This is a genomic window from Rhodanobacter aciditrophus (genome assembly GCF_042679525.1).
GTDB lineage: Bacteria > Pseudomonadota > Gammaproteobacteria > Pseudomonadales > Marinomonadaceae > Marinomonas > Marinomonas aciditrophus.
Genome location: NZ_JBHTMN010000004.1, coordinates 148,122 through 169,778, shown reverse-complemented (window position 1 = coordinate 169,778; position 21,657 = coordinate 148,122). Strand labels below are relative to the sequence as shown.

The window sequence follows — 21,657 nt, the reverse complement described above, 5'->3', positions numbered from 1 at the left end:
TCTTGTTATTGTTGTTCTAAATACACGCCGTCAAATGACCAACCGTCTATTCGGCAGGAGCATCAGCACGGACTTCGGTCCCCAAAGCAAATTGCTTCTGACCAAGCAAACAGCCGATCTCCCGCAGACATAACTCGATATTTGCCAATAACATGGTGAAAAAGCACACAGGCATTGCCAAGTAAATCCACGCACGAGAAATGTGTATCGACGCCGCTCTGGAGCGGAATCCACGATCAAAGAAGTCGACCCCTAAGACGGTTAGCTTCACCAGTACGGCACCTGCCACCAACAGCAAAATCAGTTTAAGTAAGCTGGAAGCACGTCCCGGTAAGGCGCTTAAGAACATATCAATCGCGACGAATGAGCCCCGTCGATAGGCTTCCCCGGCTACCATTGCCATCATCCAGATCATCAAAGCGCGGGCGGCTTCTTCTGGCCACGGCAAGGCATTGCCGAGCACGTAGCGACAGAAGACTTGCAACAAGATCACACTGATCATCATTGCGACCAGCACCCAAGCAATGTTTCGCCCGATGCGATTGAGCAGTAAATTGATGGTGGTAAAGCAGGACACCAGCATTCTGAGAATTGCCATGTGTTACTCCCTCAAAAACGTATTGTTATTGTTATCGTGTCTTACAGTTTAAGGGACTTCATGTCCGGCTGCTGCGGTCCAAAGCTCGAACCAAGTTTCCCGGTCAATCTGGATATCCAAGATATTGGAAAGGGTTTTGATGCGCTCTGGGTTATTAGTCCCCACCACAGGCAAGATGTTCGCAGGATGCGCCAACAACCAAGCCAAGGCCACATGGTCAGAGGATGCCCCCTGCTCGCTTGCCAAGCGTTCAAACAAAGGTGCAAGGCGACGTGTTTCAGGGGTATCGCCAAATAAGGCGCCACCACCTAGAGGAGACCAAGCCATTGGCGTCAATTGATCCAATTGCATGGCACTTAAATTGCCATTGGTGAAGGCATCACGCTGTAACAGGCTCATTTCCACCTGATTCACCACTAATGGATGACGCATGCTGGCTTGTAAAAGACGCCAATCCCATACATCAAAGTTCGACACGCCCACAGCACGCACCTTACCACTGTCGATCAAGGCGTCTAATGCAGCCCCCGTTTCAGCAGCGTTCATCAAGGGGTCAGGACGGTGAATCAGCAACAAATCTAGGTAATCCGTATGAAGATTTTTAAGACTTTGCTCAACACTCGCTGTCACATAAGCAGCACTGGTGTCATAGAACTTCACACGGCGATCTGGGAATTTATCTGACATCAGGGCGATGTCACATTTTGAGATAAGCTGCATCTTAGAACGCAAGCTTGGGTCTTGGGCTAAGGCTTTACCGAATAGCGCTTCGCATTCGTAATCACCATAGATGTCTGCGTGATCAAAGGTAGTGATACCTTGATCTAAGCAAAGGTCAATCTTTTCTCTGACGTGGGCTAGAGACACATCACTCGCGTCTGCTAAACGCCAAACACCGTACACAAGACGGCTGAATTGCAGGTCAGATTTGCCAATTTGAACCATTCGCATTGTTTTCTCTCTCCGAATTTTGAGCGTTCCTGGCTTCCATAGGACGCTCAGAATTTTTGTTTTTGTTTTGTGCTCCTCGCTTTTGGTCGATGCAAACCGATACCGTCACGAGAGGTTGTATATTTACCCTAACAGTGTATTCTTGTGATGTAAATCAATAGTGAATGAATTTTCCTAAAAAGTTCTTTCCACCGCTCAAACCATGGTCGGTTTGATGGGCGAATACACTGCGAAGTCAGTCACTTAGGGCATTTTAGCTACTTACAATTGCCCGTTTGACTTGTAAGATAGGGATACATATTGCGCAGGATTAGGTGAAAAAGTGGAAAAGAAAAACAAGACAAAACAGCTACCGCTCTACATCCAAATTAGCGAATTACTGAATCGCGAGATTGCAGCGGGACATTGGTTACCGGGAGATCGATTACCCATAGAAGCCGAACTAGCAGCCAAGTTAGGCGTTGCCATTGGTACCCTTCGTAAGGCCTTAAAAAAGCTTGAAGAAGATGGTTTTTTGGAGCGCCGCCAAGGCTCAGGCAACTATGTTAAACGCGCCCCCGGCGGTCGTGCCATCTACCAGTTTTTCCATTTGGAAACCTTGGAAGGTGGTGGCGTCCCCACCGCTGATATTTTGTCAATCACGGTTGATGACGACGAGTTTGTGAAGCGCCAGTTAAACGTCGAAGCCGATGGTAAGCTTTGGTGTATCAAACGGGCACGCTATCTCAATCGCGAACTGGTCGCTATGGAACAGATTTGGTTTAAGCACGCCCATGCACCAACTCTCAAACCTAAGGATTTGCACGAGTCACTTTACCTCCACTATCGGGATCACTTTTCCTTTTGGATCAGCCGAGTGGAAGACGAAGTGGACTGTGCCCCCGCACCTCAGTGGGTGACGGACAATCTGGAGCTCGCTCCAGACACAACAATGCCAAAGGTGCATCGTAGAAGTTGGTCAAACGAAGGCATAATCGAAGAGTTTTCGTTTACATGGTATGACCCAGCCAAGTGTCGTTACGTTGCCCGATGGCACTAACATTTAATAAAAACAAGAGGTTAGAAAAATGGGTAATTCCGTTCGATATGGCATCCTAGGCTGCGGAATGATGGGGCAAGAACACCTCAGAAACTTGGCTTTGATCGATGGCGCACAGGTCGTCGCGATCACCGAACCCAATCAAGACATGCAAAAACGCTGCGCAGAGCTCGTCCCTAACGCACAGTTTTTCGACACATTAGAGGACATGCTGGACGCCGATCTCGGCCTTGAAGCCCTCGTCATCGCTACCCCCAATTACCAACATGCGGATCAACTGCTAGCGTTATTTGAGCGCACCACTTTGCCGATCTTGGTGGAAAAACCAGTGGTCAGCGATATCGCGCAAGTAGCGCAAATCCGAGAGGCCGCGGCCAAGCACCCAGCGCCAGTTTGGGTCGCTATGGAATACCGTTACATGCCTCCAGTGGCTCAGTTCCGCAAGCAACTGTTGGATGGAGACATTGGCCCGTTAAAAATGCTAAACATCCGTGAGCACCGTTTCCCATTCCTAGAGAAGGTGAATGATTGGAACCGTTTCAATCATCAAACCGGTGGTACCTTAGTGGAAAAATGTTGCCACTTCTTCGACCTAATGCGCCTGTTGATGCAAGGCGAAGTCAAACGTGTGTACGCTTCCACTGGGCAAGACTGCAATCATCTAGAAGAGCGCTACGACGGTGAAACCCCAGACATCATAGACAACGCCTTTGTGGTGGTGGATTTTGAAAACGGTCAGCGTGCCTGCTTGGATCTCAACATGTTTGCAGAAGGGTCCCGTTACCAAGAAGAAATCTGCGCCATCGGTCCGCAAGCCAAGCTTGAGTGTTTTGTCCCAGGTCCAGGACGCTTCTGGCCAACAGAAACCCTAGGGGCTGCGCCGATTCCAAAAGTAGTCCTTAGCCCTCGCGATCCTAAAGGCCCGATTGAATCTGACATTCCAGTCGACCCTGCCCTATTGGATGCGGGCGACCACAATGGTTCAACCTTTTACCAACACCTCGGCTTCTTCAAAGCCATTACTGAAAATGCTCCAGTGGACGTCACAGTGGAAGATGGCTTGAAAGCGGTGGTCATCGGTTTAGCCGCACAACATTCTGCACAAACGGGCCAAGCGGTCACAATCACGGATTCTGGTTACGCTTTCGCGTAAATTAATTTCAGAAAATAAAACTAAGTAAATCAATAGCTAATGAATGAACAGGGCGTTTCTTACAAAAAATTCATTCACTATTGATTTACTTTTTAGAGGAACGTGATTAGAGTTATTTTAATTCATTCACTATTGATTCATATCATTGAATGAATCCCTAACAACACGATGACCAAATCGGGAGTAAATATGAGTGTGGTAATTTCCAAACTAGAAGAACAAAAACAAGTAAATGGGTTGGATTTTCCATTGCTAGTGACGCCTCACAACTCGGACGTTCAAAGCAATAAAATGGAGTTTTTCAACTGGGTTGAGGGCAACAAAGCTGAGCTTCATGATCTGTTGATCAAACACGGCGCTGTGCTTTTCCGTGGTTTTCCAGTTGAAAACTCGGACGAATTCGAGAAGATGCTTGATCAAACAAATTACCAAAACATGCCCTACGTAGGTGGCGCGGCTCCCCGCGCACAAGTAACCGCCTCTCGCATTGTCACAGCTAACGAGTCACCTGCATCAGAAAAGATTCCGTTCCACCACGAGATGGCACAAGTCCCCACTCCTCCAGGCTATATCTTCTTTTATTGCGAAACCTCAGCAGCCAAAGGGGGCGCAACCTCCATTCTTCACTCGGGTGAGATTTGCAAAAAGTTCTTTGAGATTGCTCCAGACTTTGCCAAAAAAGTTGAAGAACAAGGGGTTCGCTATGTACGCGTGATGCCAGAAGTGACGGACAATACTTCTGCCATTGGTCGCTCTTGGAAAGACACCTTTCATGTGACTACTCGTGAAGACGCTGAAGAGAAAATGCGCGAAGCGGGCATGAATTGGGAATGGTTAGAAAATGGCGATGTTCGCACCGAAACACGTGTGCTACCGGGTATTCGGTTTGATGACGAAACCCAGCAAAAAACCTTCTTTAACTCCATTGTCGCTGTGTTCACAGGTTGGAATGATGCCCGTAACCAAGGGGAAAAAGCCGTCACCACGGCAGATGGTGAGCCCATGGACGCCACAGCGTTAGAGCAACTGGTAACCGCTATGGATGAGCTATGTGTGAACTTTAAATGGCAGGCAGGTGACGTACTATGGATCAACAACCATACGGTGTTGCATGCACGTCAACCGTTTGAAGGTGAACGCCGAATCTTAGCGTCTATCTCTTTCAAATAACCCCTAGTTTCAGGCCAGGTTAGCTAAAACTCCAGAAAAGGAACGCCGTGCTCGGTGTTCCTTCTATTTTATCTGGGGAAGAGACTATCGGGCAGTTCACCACAATATCTGTTCGTTCAATTGTCACCAAACCAAGCTCTTCCGCATCCAGAATTGCCTCCTCAGAGGTCAACACTTTTGCCTGACTAGGGTCCACCCACTTCACCCAATACATGTGCCAGACTGGGGAATATTGCTCGTCAGTGCTGTTGTAACCCACTGGTGACGGAGCCGAGCCAAACACGTTGTTAGGTTGCTCACCCCCGGGAAATCCGTACACACGCTCAAGCACGGTTTTTTGTCTCGGTGGCTTAGGGTACTCCGGAATGGCATCTCGCAATCTTGGCGCATAGTTCGCCCCCATTTCACGGGCCATGTCCGCATCGGATACGTCAGTGGTCACATAGTTGACCATTTGACCGTTATACCAAGCCGACAACATGGGTAATGAATACTCAGGATGCTTGTCTAAACTTGAACAGGCGCTCAGACCAAACACACTTATAACCAGCAGCACATAATGAAATGCCTTCATCTCTTTCCCTACTTGCGTGATTGTTAACACTTGTTAATCATAGGCTATTCGTGAGCTGAGGTTGAGTGAAATTTTAATCCGCCCGTTGACGCACATATTTATAGACGGTGTTACGACTCACCCCTGCTGCTTTTGCGGTGCGAGAAACATTCCCTTGGTATTCCTCAAGCAAGCGCACAATCACCTCCTCTAACTCGTCTTTTGGCAGAGAAGTGGCCTTCCCTCCTAACTCACTCTCTACTTCAGTTTGTAACTTAAGATCGTCAAAGAAATCATCGGGCAAATGCCAATCTTCCAGCTCTTCTTCATCCGCCATAGCCATCCCGACTTTCAGTACATGCATCAATTGACGCATGTTACCCGGCCAAGGATGAGAGACTAACAGGTCCAGCATAGAGTCTGATAAGGGTGGACCAGGCTCTTCCTTGCGCAACCGTTCGTGTACATAGGCAATGAGTTTACGCTTGTCCTGTCGATCTCGTAGAGACGGCAGCTCAACGTTAAGCCCTGAAATACGATAGTAGAGATCTTGTCTAAAAGTGCCTTCGTTAACCTCGTCTTTTAGATGACGATTGGTGGCTGAAATCAACTTCACATCCACCGGATACACTTCTGTGGAGCCAAGAGGCGTGACGACACGCTCCTGCAACACACGCAATAATCGGGATTGCACTGCTAGGGGCATTTCACCGATTTCATCCAGAAATAACGTCCCCTTGTGGGCTCGACGAATGAGGCCAATAGAGCCCTTTGTTTGCGCCCCCGTAAACGCCCCTTTTTCATAACCAAATAGCTCAGACTCTACTAACTCTGCTGGGATGGCAGCACAGTTTACCGCCACCAGCATCTCTTTATGTCGCGAGCTGTGGTAATGCAAACTGCGCACAAAGATTTCTTTACCGGCACCAGTTTCCCCATGGATCAAGATAGGGATGTCCTTTTCCATGATTTTATGGGCCTGCTTCACCATACGCCGCACACGCTCATCCCCATGCTCTAACTCTTCTAAAGGAATGACGTTACTTGGGATCTCAGTAGGCATGGGCTTTTCAGCCCCAATGACTTTAGGCGGTGCTTGGTAAGCACTGTCACGGCGGTAATCCGGAACCTTCATTACATGGGTCACTGGTGGCAGCACTTTCATGTAAAACTGATATCGCCCCAGCGCCCGAGTCTTCATAGGCATATGCAAAGGTTGGTTTTTAATCTCGCGCATATCGCAATCAAAGATTTGTGACACATTTAACAGGGACAAATCTCGGGCCAAAACCACTTCCGCTCGTCGGTTGGCGGAGATAATGGTGCCACGGTCGTCCAACACCAATAAGCCAGACCAATGACTGTCGAGACTGGTAAGGTTGGTGTTAAAACTCAGTATGAAATGGTCCTGTTGGAAGGCGGCGAAAATCAGGCGATTCTCCACACTTAAAGACATGAGTTTCACCATGCCTAAAGTATGATCTTGAGGAAGATATGCGTCGGAGGAAATATCCAATACCCCCAGCAACTCATTGCCGGTGTCATAAATAGGAGAAGCAGAACCCACCATGTAACGATTGGCGCGCAGGTAGTGCTCGTCTCGTCCCACTTGGATCGCACGGCCACTGATCAGGGCCGTCCCTATGGCATTTGTGCCCACGCCCTGCTCTGTCCATTGGTTGCCTTCTACCAGACCATGGTATTGGCCACGGCCAAAACGCTTCTGTCCCCAAGTATTCAGCACGTGGCCTTGGCGATCAGCCAAAACAATCATGCACGCGGAATTACTGAGGATGTTCTCATAGTAGGGAATGATCTCGTTTTCTGTTGTTTCCAACAGATCCCGATGCTGGTCACGAAGATCTTTCAACTCACCCGTGGGTAAGGTAGCAAAGTTAGGCTCGGTAGAATGCTCCAATCCAAATTGCTCACAGCGATACCATGACGCTTCGATTTGTTGTTTGTGTTCGTCGTCCGTTAAGTTGACGTTGGGCCTAAGCATTGCCTCGTCGTCACCCTTTTCTTCTTGTTTTTTTTCTGTCATTTGAGCTCCGGAACGGTTTCAGGAGCGACAAGCCGATTGTTATTTTGCGGTGCACTAACCGTCAGGTCAATGTAAATAACCGATCATATTTAAAAACAACATGCATCAGGTTGCCGACTGTTCAAAACACTGATCAGGCGAACACTTTACACGAAAATGAACACTCTTGTTCACAAATGAACAATTCCAAAAAACCTGACACAAACATAATAAAATTCATAAATTTCAAACACCTATAGCATTTAATTAAGTTTAAATAATTTTGGCACGCCCTTTGAATAGTCCTTAGCAACACTCTTGATGTGTGTTCATTTGCGAAAAGCGACAAGCCAATCACTGCCGCAATGGACACGAAACATCGCTTTAAGAAACCGCTTCATTGTGGCGGCCATAACAACAACAAAGGGTTAATTACAATGTCACTGACGCTCAACAACGTGTCCCGCGTTGTCGACGGAGAAACGTGGATTGATAATGTCAATCTGACGTTAGAGCCAGGCTCATTTAATGTGCTGCTGGGTCGAACGCTCTCCGGTAAGACAACACTGATGCGCCTTATGGCGGGGCTGGATCGCCCGACAAGTGGATCCATCATGATGAATAACGTCGATGTCACTGGTGTACCAGTGCGTGAACGTAATATTTCTATGGTGTATCAACAGTTCATCAATTACCCCAACATGACGGTGTACGACAACATCGCATCCCCTTTGCGACTGGCTAAGATGTCCAAACAAGACATTGATAAGCGGGTTCGCGAAACCGCAGAAATGCTGCGTATCGACAGCTACCTAGACCGCTTACCACTGCAGCTTTCGGGTGGTCAGCAACAACGTACCGCCATGGCACGTGCTTTGGTAAAAGACTCCCAAATCATTCTTTTTGATGAGCCTCTAGTTAACCTCGACTACAAATTACGGGAAGAGTTACGCCAAGAGTTACGCGCCCTATTTAAAGCTCGTAACTGCATCGCTGTGTACGCCACCACTGAGCCTAATGAAGCCTTGGCCCTTGCGGGTAATACGGCGGTACTTCATGAGGGCAAGCTACTGCAATTCGGCGAAACCGCTGAGGTGTACCATCGTCCAAAGGACATCATTACTGCTGAGATGTTCTCTGAGCCACCGATCAACGTGGTACCTGGGCGCGTGAGCGATACTGAAGTCACCTTTGATGATACGGTACATTTCCAGCTCAACAGTGACCTTCGTCCCCTTGAGCCAGGTAACTACCGCTTTGGTGTACGAGCTTCTCATATTGGCTTAGTCCCCCATTCCGATGACGACCTTGAACTGCCTGTTCAAGTGGACATTGCTGAGATCAGTGGCTCCGAAACCTTCTTACACGTACACAACCCCCACTTTGATTTGGTGCTGCATTTATCTGGTGTACATGAGTACCACGTGGATCAGCAGATCAAGGTGTATTTCCCTACCCACAAGTTGTACGCCTTCAATGAAGCGGGTCACCTTGTCCATGCACCGGCTGGCTTAGGAGGTCGATAAGATGGCTGAGATTACCTTAAACGCTTTGGCGCACACTTACAGCGACAACCCAAGCAAGCCGGAAGACTATGCCATCCGCCAGATGCAGCACATCTGGCACCAAGGAGGCGCCTACGCACTGCTCGGTCCGTCCGGTTGTGGTAAATCCACCCTGCTGAACATCATTTCTGGATTGCTTGAGCCTTCTGACGGGGAAGTATTGTTTGATGGCAAACGGGTGAATGAGCTAAAACCTGAAGAGCGTAACATCGCTCAGGTGTTTCAGTTCCCAGTGGTGTACGACACCATGACGGTGTACGACAATCTCGCTTTCCCTCTACGCAACATTGGTGTGCCAGAGCATAAGATTCGCTCCAAAGTCTACGAAGTGGCCGAGATCCTTGAGCTAACGGATCAGCTAAAACGCAAAGCCAAAGGCTTATCCGCAGACCAAAAACAAAAGGTTTCCATGGGGCGCGGTCTAGTCCGTGACGATGTGTCAGCCATCTTGTTTGACGAACCCCTCACCGTGATTGACCCACAGTTGAAATGGAAGCTGCGCCGTAAGCTGAAGCAGATCCATGAGCAGTTCAATATCACCATGGTGTATGTGACCCACGACCAGCTCGAAGCATCAACCTTTGCCGACAAGATCGCCGTCATGTATGAGGGCCAGATTGTTCAATTTGGTACGCCACGTGAGCTGTTTGAACACCCAGCACACACTTTTGTGGGGTACTTCATTGGTTCTCCAGGTATGAACTTTATCGAAGCCAAAGTCAGCGACGCTTTGTTGGAATTCGGTGACCACTCGCTTCCCCTTCACCCTGAGCTGCAAAAGCGCTTAAACGATATGGAAGCCACCCATGTAAAAGTCGGCATTCGTCCTGAGTTTGTTCACGTTTGGGACGGTGCAAACGATGACGCCTTTCTCGTGGATGTGGAGTTTGTAGAAGATCTTGGCACCTACAAGATCCTCACATTCAACTTTGCTGGCGTAAAGATGAAAGCTCGCTTAAGCGAAGATCAAAAAGTCCCCCAGGGCAAAGCCTATGTAAGCTTCCCTGAGCAGTGGACCAAGATCTACGTGGATGAATTTTTGGTGGAGGTCGATTATGAATAAGGTGGAAAACAACAAAGCTTGGTGGCTGGTGATGCCCGTCTTCTTGATCGTTGCCTTCTCCGCGATCATCCCGTTAATGACGGTTGTGAATTACTCGGTACAGGACATCTTTGATCCTTACACCCGCTATTTCGTGGGGACTGAATGGTTCAAACAAGTCATGACGGACACCCGCCTGCACGACGCCTTAGTACGCCAGTTCATCTTCTCTTTCACCATCTTGGCGATTGAGATTCCGCTGGGTATTGGTATCGCGCTGATGATGCCAACCAAAGGCCGCGGCGCGTCCTTGTCCCTGATCCTAGTGGCGATTCCATTGCTGATCCCATGGAACGTAGTCGGCACCATTTGGCAGATCTTTGGCCGTGCGGACATTGGTTTATTTGGTGCCATGATGGCCAAGCTCGGGATCAACTACAACTACGCCTCTGAGCCTATGCATGCTTGGCTAACCGTAGTGCTAATGGATGTATGGCACTGGACGCCACTGGTGGCTCTGCTGTGTTACTCCGGTCTGCGCGCCATCCCTGAGGTGTACTACCAAGCAGCTCGCATTGATAAGGCATCCCGTTGGGCGGTATTCCGCTACATCCAGCTACCTAAGCTGACCAACGTACTCATCATCGCTGTGCTGTTGCGCTTTATGGACTCCTTCATGATTTACACCGAGCCCTTTGTGCTCACGGGTGGCGGCCCTGGTACTTCGACGACCTTCTTGAGTCAGTCCTTGGTACAGCAAGCCATCGGTCAGTTTGACTTAGGCCCTGCGGCGGCGTTCTCGCTGGTGTACTTCTTAATCATTCTTCTCGTGTGTTGGGTGTTCTACACAACCATCATGCACATGCAAAAAGACAAGTAGGAGGCGATCATGTCAGATAACGCTGCATTGACCCGTCATAAAGCTCAAGCAAACGAACCTATTGCTGAAGCCAGCTACACCCATAGTGCCCCCCAAGCTCCAGTGTTTAGCCACGCGGAGCGCAAGGCGAAACATGCCCTATGGCGTGGACGCATTGGCATTACCTTGTACTTGGTGCTGCTACTGATGCCGATTTATTGGCTGATCAATATGTCGTTCAAAACCAATACCGAAATCCTTGGGGGCTTGTCCTTCTTTCCACAGGATTTCACGTTGGAGAACTACGCCAAGATTTTTGGCGACCCCACTTGGTACATGGGCTACGTGAACTCAATTATTTACGTATCCATGAACATGGTGATCAGCTTGTTGGTGGCACTGCCAGCTGCCTATGCCTTTAGCCGCTACAAGTTTGTCGGCGACAAGCATATGTTCTTCTGGTTGCTCTCTAATCGTATGGCTCCCCCAGCGGTGTTCTTGCTGCCGTTTTTTCAGCTGTATTCGTCCGTTGGCTTGTTTGATACGCACATCGCGGTCGCCCTTGCCCACTGTCTCTTTAACGTCCCCCTAGCCGTTTGGATTTTGGAAGGCTTTATGAGTGGCGTGCCAAGAGAAATCGATGAGACGGCTTATATTGACGGCTACTCGTTCCCGAAATTCTTTGTGCGCATCTTTCTACCTTTGATTCGCTCAGGGATAGGTGTGACGGCTTTCTTCTGCTTCATGTTCTCTTGGGTGGAGTTGCTTCTCGCACGCACACTGACTTCGGTAGATGCCAAGCCTATCGGCGCCATCATGACCCGTACCGTGTCCGCCTCAGGGATGGACTGGGGGCTGCTCGCCGCAGCCGGTGTACTGACCATAGTACCGGGCATTTTGGTGATCTACTTTGTTCGTAACCATGTGGCTAAGGGCTTCGCCCTAGGCCGAGTGTAAGGAGAAGAATCATGGCTTGGATGTCTTGGACTCTGCCTACCGCCGCATTTTTTGCGGGTATTGCGCTGATTTTAGTCGCAATGACCGTATGGCAAACCGTGTCTCCCAGTGTTGAACGCAAGGGCTTTTTGCCCATCGACACCACCCGTGGAGATCGACTCTTCATTGGTTTGTTAACCAGTGCCTTTATCCATTTAGGTTTTGTGGCGTTGAGCGAAATCTCGCTCTACGTTGCAACCGTGCTCTGCGTGTTCTGGATGATGATCCTGATGCGCTGGGGCTAATGAGCGTGAAAGACAAGGACGACTTTGCATGGAAGCAAAACAACAATCATTAACTGTTGAGGTAAAACATGTACAACAATAAAAAGAAACTCGTTTTAGCTGCCATCCCATTTGCCGTTGCGTTGAATTCGGCAAATCTATGGGCTGACCAATATTCAGATGCCGCTCAGAAGTGGGTTGACAGCGAATTCACAGTTTCAACGCTCTCAGAAGCAGAGCGAATCAAGGAGCTTGCGTGGTTTACAAAAGCCGCTGAACGTTTTCGTGGGATGGAGATCAACGTCGCTTCTGAGACGCTGACCACCCACAAATACGAATCTCAGGTGCTCGCGAAAGCCTTTTATGAAATCACTGGCATCAAGGTTAACCATGACCTGATCCAAGAAGGTGATGTGGTCGAAAAACTGCAAACGCAGATGCAGTCTGGCCGTAACATCTACGATGCCTACGTGAATGACTCTGACTTGATTGGTACTCACTTCCGTTACGGTAAAGTCGTACCCATTACAGACATGATGAACGAAGAGCCATCTCTTAAGTCTCCGACTTTAGACCTAGGGGACTTCATCGGTTTGAACTTCACCTCTGGACCAGATGGCAAACTCTACCAGTTGCCAACCCAGCAGTTTGCCAACCTTTACTGGTTCCGCTATGACTGGTTCCAGCGTCCAGAGCTGAAACAGCAATTTAAAGACATCTACGGATACGAGCTAGGTGTGCCAGTCAACTGGTCTGCCTACGAAGACATCGCAGAGTTCTTTACTAAGCACGTGGGCGAAATCGATGGAGAGAAAGTCTACGGTCACATGGATTACGGTAAAAAAGACCCATCCCTTGGCTGGCGCTTCACCGATGCTTGGTTCTCTATGGCAGGCGCGGGGGATAAAGGTCTTCCAAACGGTCTACCAGTGGACGAATGGGGTATCCGTGTAGAAGGCTGTAACCCTGTGGGTTCCAGTGTCGCACGTGGTGGTGCCACCAATGGCCCAGCAGCGGTTTACGCGACCACTAAATACGTGGATTGGCTACGCCAGTACGCGCCACCAGAAGCCCAAGGCATGACCTTCTCAGAATCTGGCCCTGTCCCTGCTCAAGGCAGTGTGGCTCAGCAGATCTTCTGGTACACCGCCTTCACGGCAGACATGACGCAAAAAGGTTTGCCTGTGGTCAACGAAGACGGCACGCCGAAATGGCGTATGGCGCCTTCTCCACGTGGACCATACTGGGAAGAAGGCATGAAACTGGGTTACCAAGACGTGGGTGCATGGACCTTCATGAACTCTACGCCAGAGGATCGCCGTAACGCTGCTTGGTTGTACGCTCAGTTCACCACAGCAAAAACGGTGTCATTGAAGAAAACTCTGGTGGGGCTAACGCCTATCCGTGAGTCCGATATCAACTCTCCGGAGATGCAAGAAGCCGCGCCATTCCTAGGCGGCTTAGTTGAATTCTACAAGGGGCCAGCTCGTGAGCAATGGTCTCCAACGGGTATCAACGTTCCGGATTACCCAAAACTTGCTCAGCTTTGGTGGCAGTACATTTCTCAGGCAGCCAGTGGTGAAGCCACACCACAAGAAGCCTTGAATGGCCTTGCGGAAGCACAAGACAAAGTTCTAAACCGTCTTGAGCGTGCCCGCGTCCACGATAACTGTGGGCCTAAGCTAAACGAGCCTCGCGACGAGTCTTACTGGTTGAGCCAGCCAGGCGCGCCAAAAGCGAAGCTTGCTAACGAAAAAGTTCAGGGTAAAACCGTTGATTACGATGAACTGATTCGTTCTTGGGAATAATCGTCCCGTTTATGATCACCCTCTAGGTTCTTGACCGGCTTTTTAGCCGGTCTTTTTTTGCCCGGTTTTTATCCCGCAACAAGTAAGCACTACTTACGTTGGATGGAGACGCACATCACACTGACAATAATCAGCAAAGCCCCCAACCATTGCACTAAGGACAAACTCTCCCCCAGCCACAGCATGGCGAACAAAGCCCCAAACAAAGGCTCGCTGCCCATGAGCAAAGCCACCCGAGTAGGAGAGGTTCGGCTTAATGCCATGTTTTGCGCAAATAAGGCAAACAGAGTACACATCACCACCAGATACAAGGTAATCAGCCAAAACTCCGTCGTCAGCAAGGCGCTATCTGACACCTGCTCACCTAATTGAAACGCCACAGTGATCGCCACCAAGGTCACCACTAACGACTGAATCGCCGTGAGGCTAAACAGTGTGATGGCACGCCCTTGGGTCAAGGTCTTGGTCAGAGTCACCATCACCGCACGTCCTAGGGCTGCCCCTAAAATCAACCAATCCCCTAGGTTTAGGGTCAAATCAAAGCCCTGTTTAGTGCTCAACAAGACCACTCCCAATACACTGAGAATCCCCATGCTCCAGAGAAACAATGGCACAGCAGCACGATTTAATAGGCTTTCCAATAAAGCCGTTAAGATCATCGACAGACTAATCAAGATCGCAGCATGGGTGGCACTGGTGTTGGCAATCCCATTCACCTCGCAGGCAAAAATAATTGCCAACACCGCACCTGTAGGCAGCGCCCGATACCACTCGCGGTTTTTACCGGCGCGAAAATCTGCCAAAACTTGAGGCAATAGAAACAAAGACGTCAATCCAAAACGCAAGGCTATAAACGAAAACACTCCCACGTACACTAAGACGTCTTTGGTTAAGCCATAACTGGTGCCCCATACAATAGCCACCAGCAAAAGCATTACCTCTGTCCAACCTCTACCCGCCTGATGAGTCGCTGCTCCCGTGATCATATCTGTTTCTCCAACAATAACTTTGACCTGGAGGAGTCTAATTTGTAACCTTCAGAACATTAATACAGATAATTGGCACATCACTTATATCAAATGAACATAAATAGACTATTAAGAGTGCTTCCTGAATTGGGCATATTGGTGACTGTTATTGAGACAGGCAGCTTTTCCGCGGCTGCAAGACGCATTGGTTTGCCTCCATCATCCATTAGTCGCTCCATTTCAAAGCTGGAAGAAGAGTTAGGCGCAAAATTACTTGAGCGCACCACTCGAACCTTAGCGCTCACATCTGCTGGGCGTGTGGTACATGAACAAGCCGTGTCCATGATGGATGCCGCCAAAGCGGCCGTGTCTTCCACTCAAAGCGAACAGGATGAGTTAAAAGGCGTGCTGCGAGTGGCGGCTCCAAAGGCTTTTTGTAAGCACATCATGACGCCCTTGGTGTTTCGATTTATGGCGCTGCACCCCAAGCTTCGCATCCAACTAACTGCCTCGGATAACCTAATCGATCCCACCAGTGGCGACGTCGATATTGTCTTTCATGTGACCGACTCCCCGATTGAGAACTTGGTGGCTCATAAGGTAGGTCATGTGAATCAGGTGGTGTGTACGACTCCCAATTATTTGGCTGATCGCATTCAGCCCTGCCACCCTCAAGATTTACTGGATCATCCTTGCATAGCCTTAGGAGAACGCAGTGATGACCACTGCTGGTACTTTGCCAAAGAAGGAGAACTAGAACAGGTGCGCACTCAAGGGTTCTTCGCCAGCAATCATTCCGAGATCCGCTTGGCTGCGGTGACAGAAGGCCTAGGGATTTCCGTGTTTCCAGAATTTGTCGTAGCAGAGGCCATTGCTGCTGGGCAATTGGTGCCGATGCTGACCGATTGGGTTTATCAAGGGAGTTATCATGGGGACGTGTACGCCCAGCATAGCCAGTCGAGGTTTGTACCTGCTGCCATACGGCGCTTTATTAAATTTGTGCAGGCTGAGCTAAGCACTCAGCCTGCACAAGCGGGCTAATGGGGTATTTAAGAAGTGTGATCACCAATCTCGTCAAAGATTTTAACCGACACCAACTCCCCTAGGGTGCTCATGCGGATGACTTCTGGCGGATTGTCTGTTGACCAAAAGTCGCGCCATTCTTCTTTAGAATTCCAGCGGGCAATGGCCAGAAAGTGGCTGGCTTTTGCTTCGTCTTCCAGCAAACAGCTGCCGTGGGCACCGGGATAAGTCTCACGCACAATGTGGGTTGTCTCACGCCATGCCTCACAAAACTCTTGTAAATTTTCTGGGCTTACCTGCCATTCATACACCACTCGAATCATCTTCTTTTCCTTATCTTTCCCGTCAATTTAAATCGGTTTGTCAGCCTAATATGGCGAGTATATCCCAAGCCATCTCGAGAGTTTGTGACCAGTATTGGGGGATTGTGTAGCAAACTGTAGCCCACCCCCAAGGTCATACTCACTACCATAACGAAAAAAGGAGGCCAAAGCCCCCTTACTTTCGTCGAATACCATATTCGATGATTACAGCGTTGTGCGCACTCGACGGACCGCATCCAACCAACCGTCGTACAACTTAGTACGATTGTCCCCATCCATATCAGGGGTAAACTGATGTTCAGACTGCCAAAGCTCACTGATTTGCTCTAAGGATTCATAAATACCGACTTTTAAGCCTGCCAAGAAGGCCACCCCTAGGGCAGTGGTTTCTGTGACCTTCGGACGCTCCACCGTGATACCAAGCAAATCACTTAAGAATTGCACCACCAGATCGTTCACCACCATGCCACCGTCCACACGTAAGGTGGCAAAGTCGGCTCCGTCTTGGGCCATGGCATCCACAAGATCTTTAGTTTGGTAACACACGGAGCGCAACCCCGCACTGACGATGTCAGAGGCACTGGTATCTCGGGTCAAACCTATCATGGCTCCCCGAGCATCAGGGTCCCAATAAGGCGCCCCCAACCCCGTGAACGCGGGCACCAAGTAAACCGTATCCGCATTTAATGCGCGCTGGGCAAGGCTTTGGGTTTCTGAGGCATCCGCAAACAGCTTCAAGCCATCTCGTAACCATTGAATCGCGGCACCAGCAACGAAAATACTGCCTTCTAAGGCATAGGTCACTTTACCGTTGATACGGTAGCCAACAGTTGTCAGCATTTTATGTTCTGATTTCAGGGCTTGATCGCCGGTATTAAGGATCAAGAAACAGCCAGTACCATAGGTGCTTTTCACCATGCCAGGTGTAAAACAGGCCTGTCCTACTAACGCCGCTTGTTGATCTCCAGCAATGCCATTAACCGGAATCGCCGCGCCCAACCACTGTTCATCGATCACCCCAAAATCATCACTGGAATCCATGACTTGAGGAAAGATCACATCCCCAATGCCCAGCAACTCAATGAGTTCGTCGTCCCAATTTTGCGTATGAATATTAAACGCCATGGTGCGTGCTGCGTTAGTCGCATCCGTGCGATGGTAACGCCCGCTGGTGAGTTGCCAAAGTAAATAGCTGTCCACTGTACCGAAAGCAATATGGCCTTGTTGGGCTCGTTCGCGCACACCTTCCACGTTTTCCAAAATCCAGCGAATCTTGGTAGCAGAAAAATAAGGGTCAATTAAAAGGCCTGTTTTGGCTTGCACTGATTCACTGTGCCCTGCTTCCACTAAAGATTGGCAGTATTCACTGGTACGGCGATCTTGCCATACAATGGCGTTATAAACGGGCTGACCGGTTTCGGTATCCCAAAGAATGGTGGTTTCGCGCTGATTTGTAATGCCGATTGAGGCTACCGCGCTGGCATCGATGCCTGTATCCTTCAACACGTTTTGACAAACGGTTAACGTTGTTGACCAGAGATCATCAGGGTTATGCTCTACCCAGCCGTCATTAGGAAAGATCTGCGGAAATTCTTGCTGGGCTTGCCCCACTCGAGTGCCTTGGGTATCAAACAGGATAGCACGGCTACTGGTGGTGCCTTGGTCAATTGCAAGTAGATACTGACTCATGGAAGGATTCTCTTATCAGTGTCACCCATCCAATGAACCAAAATCGATGGGTGTTTGTTATTTTTGTTATTCGAACATAAATGTTCAAAATCGAATATAGTTATTAAAGCGATAATCGCAGCGTTTAGCAAGTCACTATCGAGGAGATTAATACACCTATGGGGCAACAAACACGTCAAGATCGAATCATTCAACTGGTGAGTGAGTCAGGTTATGCCTCCATTGAGGAGTTAGCCGCTCTCTTTAAAGTCACACCGCAAACGATTCGCCGTGACATCAACGCTTTGGCAGATGAAAACAAGTTACGCCGCCACCATGGGGGCGCAAGTATTGACTCCTCGACCACCAATGTGGATTACAATACTCGCCAAGCATTACAACTGGATGCCAAAAAGCAGATCGCTAAACGTATCGCCCAAGAGATTCCTAATGGTGCTTCTCTATTTATCAATATCGGTACCACAACCGAAGAAGTTGCCCGTGCCCTGCTGCAACATGAAGGATTAAAAATCATCACCAATAACATCAATGTTGCGTCGATCTTGCGGGTAAAAGAAGACTTTAACGTGATTGTGGCAGGGGGGTCCGTACGCTCTAGAGACGGCGGTATTATTGGTGAAGCCACCGTAGACTTTATTAATCAATTTCGTGTCGACTACGGCATCATCGGTATCAGCGCCATCGATCAAACAGATGGATCACTGCTGGATTACGATTACCAAGAAGTACGCGTGGCTCAAGGCATCATCGCCAATTCACGACACGTTTTTTTAGCCGCCGACCATGCAAAATTTGGCCGTAACGCTATGGTCAGACTGGGTAACATCACCCAGGTTGATCGTCTGTTTACGGACGACGTCCCCCCTAAGACCATCCAAGCCTTGCTGAAAGAGCATTCCGTCAAGCTGGAACTTTGCCACCACTGATTTCCAAATCCAGTTTCTTCTCTCTATACATATGACCGTCCAATGACGGTTATATGACATCTCGTTTATTTCATCATTTGAACTTGCGAAACGACTATTTCACGTCTAATATCGAACATATATTTTCGTTTTTGAACATCCATATTCGTTTTCAAAAGAGGTAAACCATGAAACAAACGCATTTTGATCTCTTCGTCATTGGGGGAGGCATCAATGGCACAGGGATCGCAGCCGATGCGGCTGGACGCGGTTTATCTGTTGCCCTCTGTGAAATGAACGATTTGGCCAGCGCCACATCCTCTGCCAGCAGTAAGTTGATCCATGGGGGTTTACGCTACTTGGAGCATTACGAGTTCCGCCTAGTACGAGAAGCCTTGAGCGAACGTGAAGTGCTGTTGAAAATTGCACCTCACTTAGTGACGCCTATGCGTTTTCAAATGCCCCATCGCCCTCACCTACGCCCTGCTTGGCTGATTCGATTAGGACTGTTCCTCTACGACCATTTGGGTAAGCGCGAGCTGTTACCGGGCTCTAAAGGGGTAAAATACGATGCCAGTAGTGCCCTAAAAAGCGAAATTACCCAAGGCTTTGAATACTCAGATTGCTGGGTCGATGACGCACGCCTTGTGGTGGCAAATGCTCAAAGCGCCCAAGAAAGCGGCGCCCTCATCATGCCACGCATGCGTTGTGAATCTGCCCACCGTGAAAATGGCCAATGGGTGATCGAGACTGAAGACACTGTCACCGGCGAGCGCCATCAATTCACTGCCAAGGGCATTGTCAATGCGGCTGGCCCTTGGGTGTCGAGCTTCATTGAGAAAAAAGTACAGCGCAAAGCGCCATACGGCATTCGCATGATCAAGGGCAGTCACATTGTTGTGCCAAAGCTATATTCCCAGTCTAACTCTTTCATTATGCAAAACGCTGACAAGCGCATTGTGTTTGCCATTCCTTACCGTGACAAATACACCCTAATCGGCACCACCGATCAAGAATACAAGGGCGACCCTAAGGATGTGGCCATCAGCGAAGAAGAAACCAATTACATTCTGGACGTGGCGAACCAGCACTTCAAAGCTCAGCTTAAACCCAGCGACGTAGTTTGGACCTATTCAGGTGTGCGTCCATTGCTAAATGACGAATCGTCCAATGCCTCAGCGGTTACCCGCGACTACACCTTGCACGTGGAAGATGAAAACGGCAAAGCCCCATTGCTCAGTATCTTTGGAGGCAAGATCACCACTTACCGCCAACTGGCCTTGTCTGCCATGAATGACCTGAAGGAATACTTCCCAGCCATGGGCAAAGAGTGGACTCATGCAAAGCCGCTACCTGGTGGCGACATGAGCAACGACTACAGCGTCCTGATCGGCAAGCTGATGGCAGAGTTTCCGTTCTTAAGTGAATCCTTAGCCCGCCGTTTTACTGGCAGTTACGGCACCCTGTCCTACGTGTTATTAGGTGACGCCACCAGCGAAGAGGACTTAGGCACCTGCTTTGGCTCGGACCTGTACCAAAAAGAAGTGGACTACCTCATCGAACACGAATGGGCTCATACGGCTCAAGACATTCTCTGGCGTCGCACTAAACTGGGCTTAGAGTTTGATGACAACCAAGTACAAACCCTAGAACGCTATTTAGCATCACAGGCTGCCATTAGCCCCGAAGATGCTGCCTTGGTAGACATTGCCTAGAAAACCGCACTCACAACAAGAGGCCACTACAAAGTGGCCTTTTTAATGCCTGCTATGCAGCGCCAAGTGATAATGAGCATTTCCTAGGATGGATGAAACCCATAGAGAATCTCATTACACTGTGATGAACTGAAATAACTGATTAACAAGGGATGAAAACACTATGGCAAGTTATGGCTTTCTAGGCTTAGGCATCATGGGTAAAGCAATGGCACTTAACCTCCTTAAGGCAGGGTTTGATGTCACCGTCTGGAATCGCTCTCCAGAAGCCTGCGCTGAGCTCATTGAACAAGGAGCCAAACAAGGCAAGAGCCCAAAAGACGTGGCAGCTCAGTGTGACATCACCTTTGCTATGGTGTCTGACCCAGAAGCGGCCAAGGCCATTGCGTTGGGGGAAAACGGTGTCACGAAAGGTATTGGCGAAGGTCGTGGCTATGTGGACATGTCCACGGTCGATGACGACACCTCAAAAGCCATTGAAGCGGCCATCCAAACCGCTGGAGGACGCTTTCTCGAAGCCCCAGTGTCTGGCACCAAGCAACCGGCCATTGATGGCACCCTGATCATTCTCGCGGCTGGGGACGAGTCTCTTTATCAAGACGCCCTGCCTTGCTTTGAAGTGATGGGTAAGATGGCCCCTTATCTTGGTCCTATTGGCCAAGGCGCTAACATGAAATTAGTGGTGAATATGGTCATGGGCAGCATGTTAACCGCCTTCTCAGAGGGCATGTCTTTGGCACAAAAAAGCGGCCTCGACGCCAATCAATTACTGGAAGTGCTCGCTAACGGCGCTATGGCCAACCCTATGTTCAAAGTCAAAGGCCAGATGCTATTAGACGACAACTACGCTACCAGCTTTCCCCTAAAGCACATGCAGAAAGACATGCGCCTTGCCATTGCCTTGGGAGATAAACTGGACCAACCTCTGCCTACCGCAGCCGCCGCTAACGAGCTTTTTAAGCAAGCCCGCAAAGAAGGCTGTGCGGATCAAGACATCGCAGCAGTGTACAAAGTGGTGAAGTAATCCAATAGAGCCATAGGCCGTCCATGACG

Annotated in this window: 20 protein-coding genes; 13 read left to right on the top strand and 7 right to left on the bottom strand. The window is 49.3% G+C overall.

Annotation, left to right across the window (positions count from 1 at the left end; genetic code table 11):
• Positions 1-46 precede the first annotated feature (46 nt).
• Together ACFQ45_RS03510 and ACFQ45_RS03505 are read right to left on the bottom strand one after the other, a co-directional pair.
• Positions 47-598, bottom strand: a complete 552-nt coding sequence (locus tag ACFQ45_RS03510; RefSeq protein ID WP_377365386.1) for a TRAP transporter small permease — start codon at positions 596-598, stop codon at positions 47-49.
• A 48-nt stretch (positions 599-646) separates the two neighbouring features.
• The gene (locus tag ACFQ45_RS03505; RefSeq protein ID WP_377365384.1) at positions 647-1,549 is read right to left on the bottom strand and encodes an aldo/keto reductase; all 903 of its coding nucleotides are present in this window, start codon (positions 1,547-1,549) and stop codon (positions 647-649) included.
• Between the two features lie 322 nt (positions 1,550-1,871).
• On the opposite strand from ACFQ45_RS03505, the gene ACFQ45_RS03500 reads away from it, so the two are divergent.
• The 3 genes from ACFQ45_RS03500 to ACFQ45_RS03490 all read left to right on the top strand — a co-directional run bounded on the left by ACFQ45_RS03500 (position 1,872) and on the right by ACFQ45_RS03490 (position 4,911).
• Entirely contained in the window at positions 1,872-2,588 is a 717-nt protein-coding gene (locus ACFQ45_RS03500; protein ID WP_377365382.1) for a GntR family transcriptional regulator, read from the top strand.
• Between the two features lie 28 nt (positions 2,589-2,616).
• Complete coding sequence (locus ACFQ45_RS03495) at positions 2,617-3,741, top strand: Gfo/Idh/MocA family protein (protein ID WP_377365380.1); 1,125 nt, start codon at positions 2,617-2,619, stop codon at positions 3,739-3,741.
• A 189-nt stretch (positions 3,742-3,930) separates the two neighbouring features.
• A complete protein-coding gene (locus ACFQ45_RS03490) occupies positions 3,931-4,911 on the top strand; it encodes a TauD/TfdA family dioxygenase (RefSeq protein ID WP_377365378.1) in 981 nt (326 codons plus the stop codon).
• Between the two features lie 19 nt (positions 4,912-4,930).
• Here the strand turns inward: ACFQ45_RS03490 and ACFQ45_RS03485 are convergent, their stop codons facing one another.
• Complete coding sequence (locus tag ACFQ45_RS03485) at positions 4,931-5,485, bottom strand: DUF7482 domain-containing protein (protein ID WP_377365376.1); 555 nt, start codon at positions 5,483-5,485, stop codon at positions 4,931-4,933.
• Positions 5,486-5,558: 73 nt separating this feature from the next.
• Positions 5,559-7,508 (bottom strand): sigma-54-dependent Fis family transcriptional regulator, encoded by a 1,950-nt coding sequence (locus tag ACFQ45_RS03480; protein WP_377365374.1) that lies wholly within the window; start codon positions 7,506-7,508, stop codon positions 5,559-5,561.
• A gap of 416 nt (positions 7,509-7,924) precedes the next feature.
• Between ACFQ45_RS03480 and ACFQ45_RS03475 the strand changes: the two genes are divergently transcribed.
• The 6 genes from ACFQ45_RS03475 to ACFQ45_RS03450 all read left to right on the top strand — a co-directional run bounded on the left by ACFQ45_RS03475 (position 7,925) and on the right by ACFQ45_RS03450 (position 13,981).
• The gene (locus tag ACFQ45_RS03475; protein ID WP_377365372.1) at positions 7,925-9,013 is read left to right on the top strand and encodes an ABC transporter ATP-binding protein; all 1,089 of its coding nucleotides are present in this window, start codon (positions 7,925-7,927) and stop codon (positions 9,011-9,013) included.
• Position 9,014: 1 nt separating this feature from the next.
• Positions 9,015-10,115: an ABC transporter ATP-binding protein gene (locus tag ACFQ45_RS03470; protein ID WP_377365370.1), complete on the top strand. Its 1,101-nt coding sequence runs from the start codon at positions 9,015-9,017 to the stop codon at positions 10,113-10,115.
• A complete protein-coding gene (locus tag ACFQ45_RS03465; RefSeq protein ID WP_377365368.1) occupies positions 10,108-10,974 on the top strand; it encodes a carbohydrate ABC transporter permease in 867 nt (288 codons plus the stop codon). Before ACFQ45_RS03470 ends, ACFQ45_RS03465 begins: the two co-directional genes overlap by 8 nt.
• 9 nt (positions 10,975-10,983) lie before the next feature.
• Positions 10,984-11,910, top strand: coding sequence for a carbohydrate ABC transporter permease (locus tag ACFQ45_RS03460; protein ID WP_452600441.1), 927 nt, complete (start codon positions 10,984-10,986; stop codon positions 11,908-11,910).
• Between the two features lie 11 nt (positions 11,911-11,921).
• A complete protein-coding gene (locus tag ACFQ45_RS03455; protein ID WP_377365366.1) occupies positions 11,922-12,194 on the top strand; it encodes a DUF2160 domain-containing protein in 273 nt (90 codons plus the stop codon).
• A 68-nt stretch (positions 12,195-12,262) separates the two neighbouring features.
• Complete coding sequence (locus ACFQ45_RS03450) at positions 12,263-13,981, top strand: ABC transporter substrate-binding protein (RefSeq protein ID WP_377365364.1); 1,719 nt, start codon at positions 12,263-12,265, stop codon at positions 13,979-13,981.
• Between the two features lie 89 nt (positions 13,982-14,070).
• Here ACFQ45_RS03450 and ACFQ45_RS03445 read toward each other — a convergent pair whose 3' ends face one another.
• The gene (locus tag ACFQ45_RS03445) at positions 14,071-14,967 is read right to left on the bottom strand and encodes a DMT family transporter (RefSeq protein ID WP_377365363.1); all 897 of its coding nucleotides are present in this window, start codon (positions 14,965-14,967) and stop codon (positions 14,071-14,073) included.
• A 117-nt stretch (positions 14,968-15,084) separates the two neighbouring features.
• On the opposite strand from ACFQ45_RS03445, the gene ACFQ45_RS03440 reads away from it, so the two are divergent.
• Positions 15,085-15,990 (top strand): LysR family transcriptional regulator, encoded by a 906-nt coding sequence (locus ACFQ45_RS03440; RefSeq protein ID WP_377365361.1) that lies wholly within the window; start codon positions 15,085-15,087, stop codon positions 15,988-15,990.
• Between the two features lie 8 nt (positions 15,991-15,998).
• On the opposite strand, the gene ACFQ45_RS03435 is transcribed toward ACFQ45_RS03440, so the two are convergent.
• Entirely contained in the window at positions 15,999-16,295 is a 297-nt protein-coding gene (locus tag ACFQ45_RS03435) for an antibiotic biosynthesis monooxygenase family protein (protein WP_377365359.1), read from the bottom strand.
• Between the two features lie 204 nt (positions 16,296-16,499).
• Positions 16,500-17,984 (bottom strand): glycerol kinase GlpK, encoded by a 1,485-nt coding sequence (gene glpK, locus ACFQ45_RS03430; protein WP_377365357.1) that lies wholly within the window; start codon positions 17,982-17,984, stop codon positions 16,500-16,502.
• 158 nt (positions 17,985-18,142) lie between these two features.
• Between glpK and ACFQ45_RS03425 the strand changes: the two genes are divergently transcribed.
• The 3 genes from ACFQ45_RS03425 (at position 18,143) to ACFQ45_RS03415 (ending at position 21,628) form a co-directional block, all read left to right on the top strand.
• The gene (locus ACFQ45_RS03425; protein ID WP_377365355.1) at positions 18,143-18,910 is read left to right on the top strand and encodes a DeoR/GlpR family transcriptional regulator; all 768 of its coding nucleotides are present in this window, start codon (positions 18,143-18,145) and stop codon (positions 18,908-18,910) included.
• A gap of 167 nt (positions 18,911-19,077) precedes the next feature.
• Positions 19,078-20,604 (top strand): glycerol-3-phosphate dehydrogenase, encoded by a 1,527-nt coding sequence (gene glpD / locus ACFQ45_RS03420; RefSeq protein ID WP_377365353.1) that lies wholly within the window; start codon positions 19,078-19,080, stop codon positions 20,602-20,604.
• A gap of 163 nt (positions 20,605-20,767) precedes the next feature.
• The gene (locus ACFQ45_RS03415; protein WP_377365351.1) at positions 20,768-21,628 is read left to right on the top strand and encodes an NAD(P)-dependent oxidoreductase; all 861 of its coding nucleotides are present in this window, start codon (positions 20,768-20,770) and stop codon (positions 21,626-21,628) included.
• Positions 21,629-21,657: the final 29 nt, after the last annotated feature.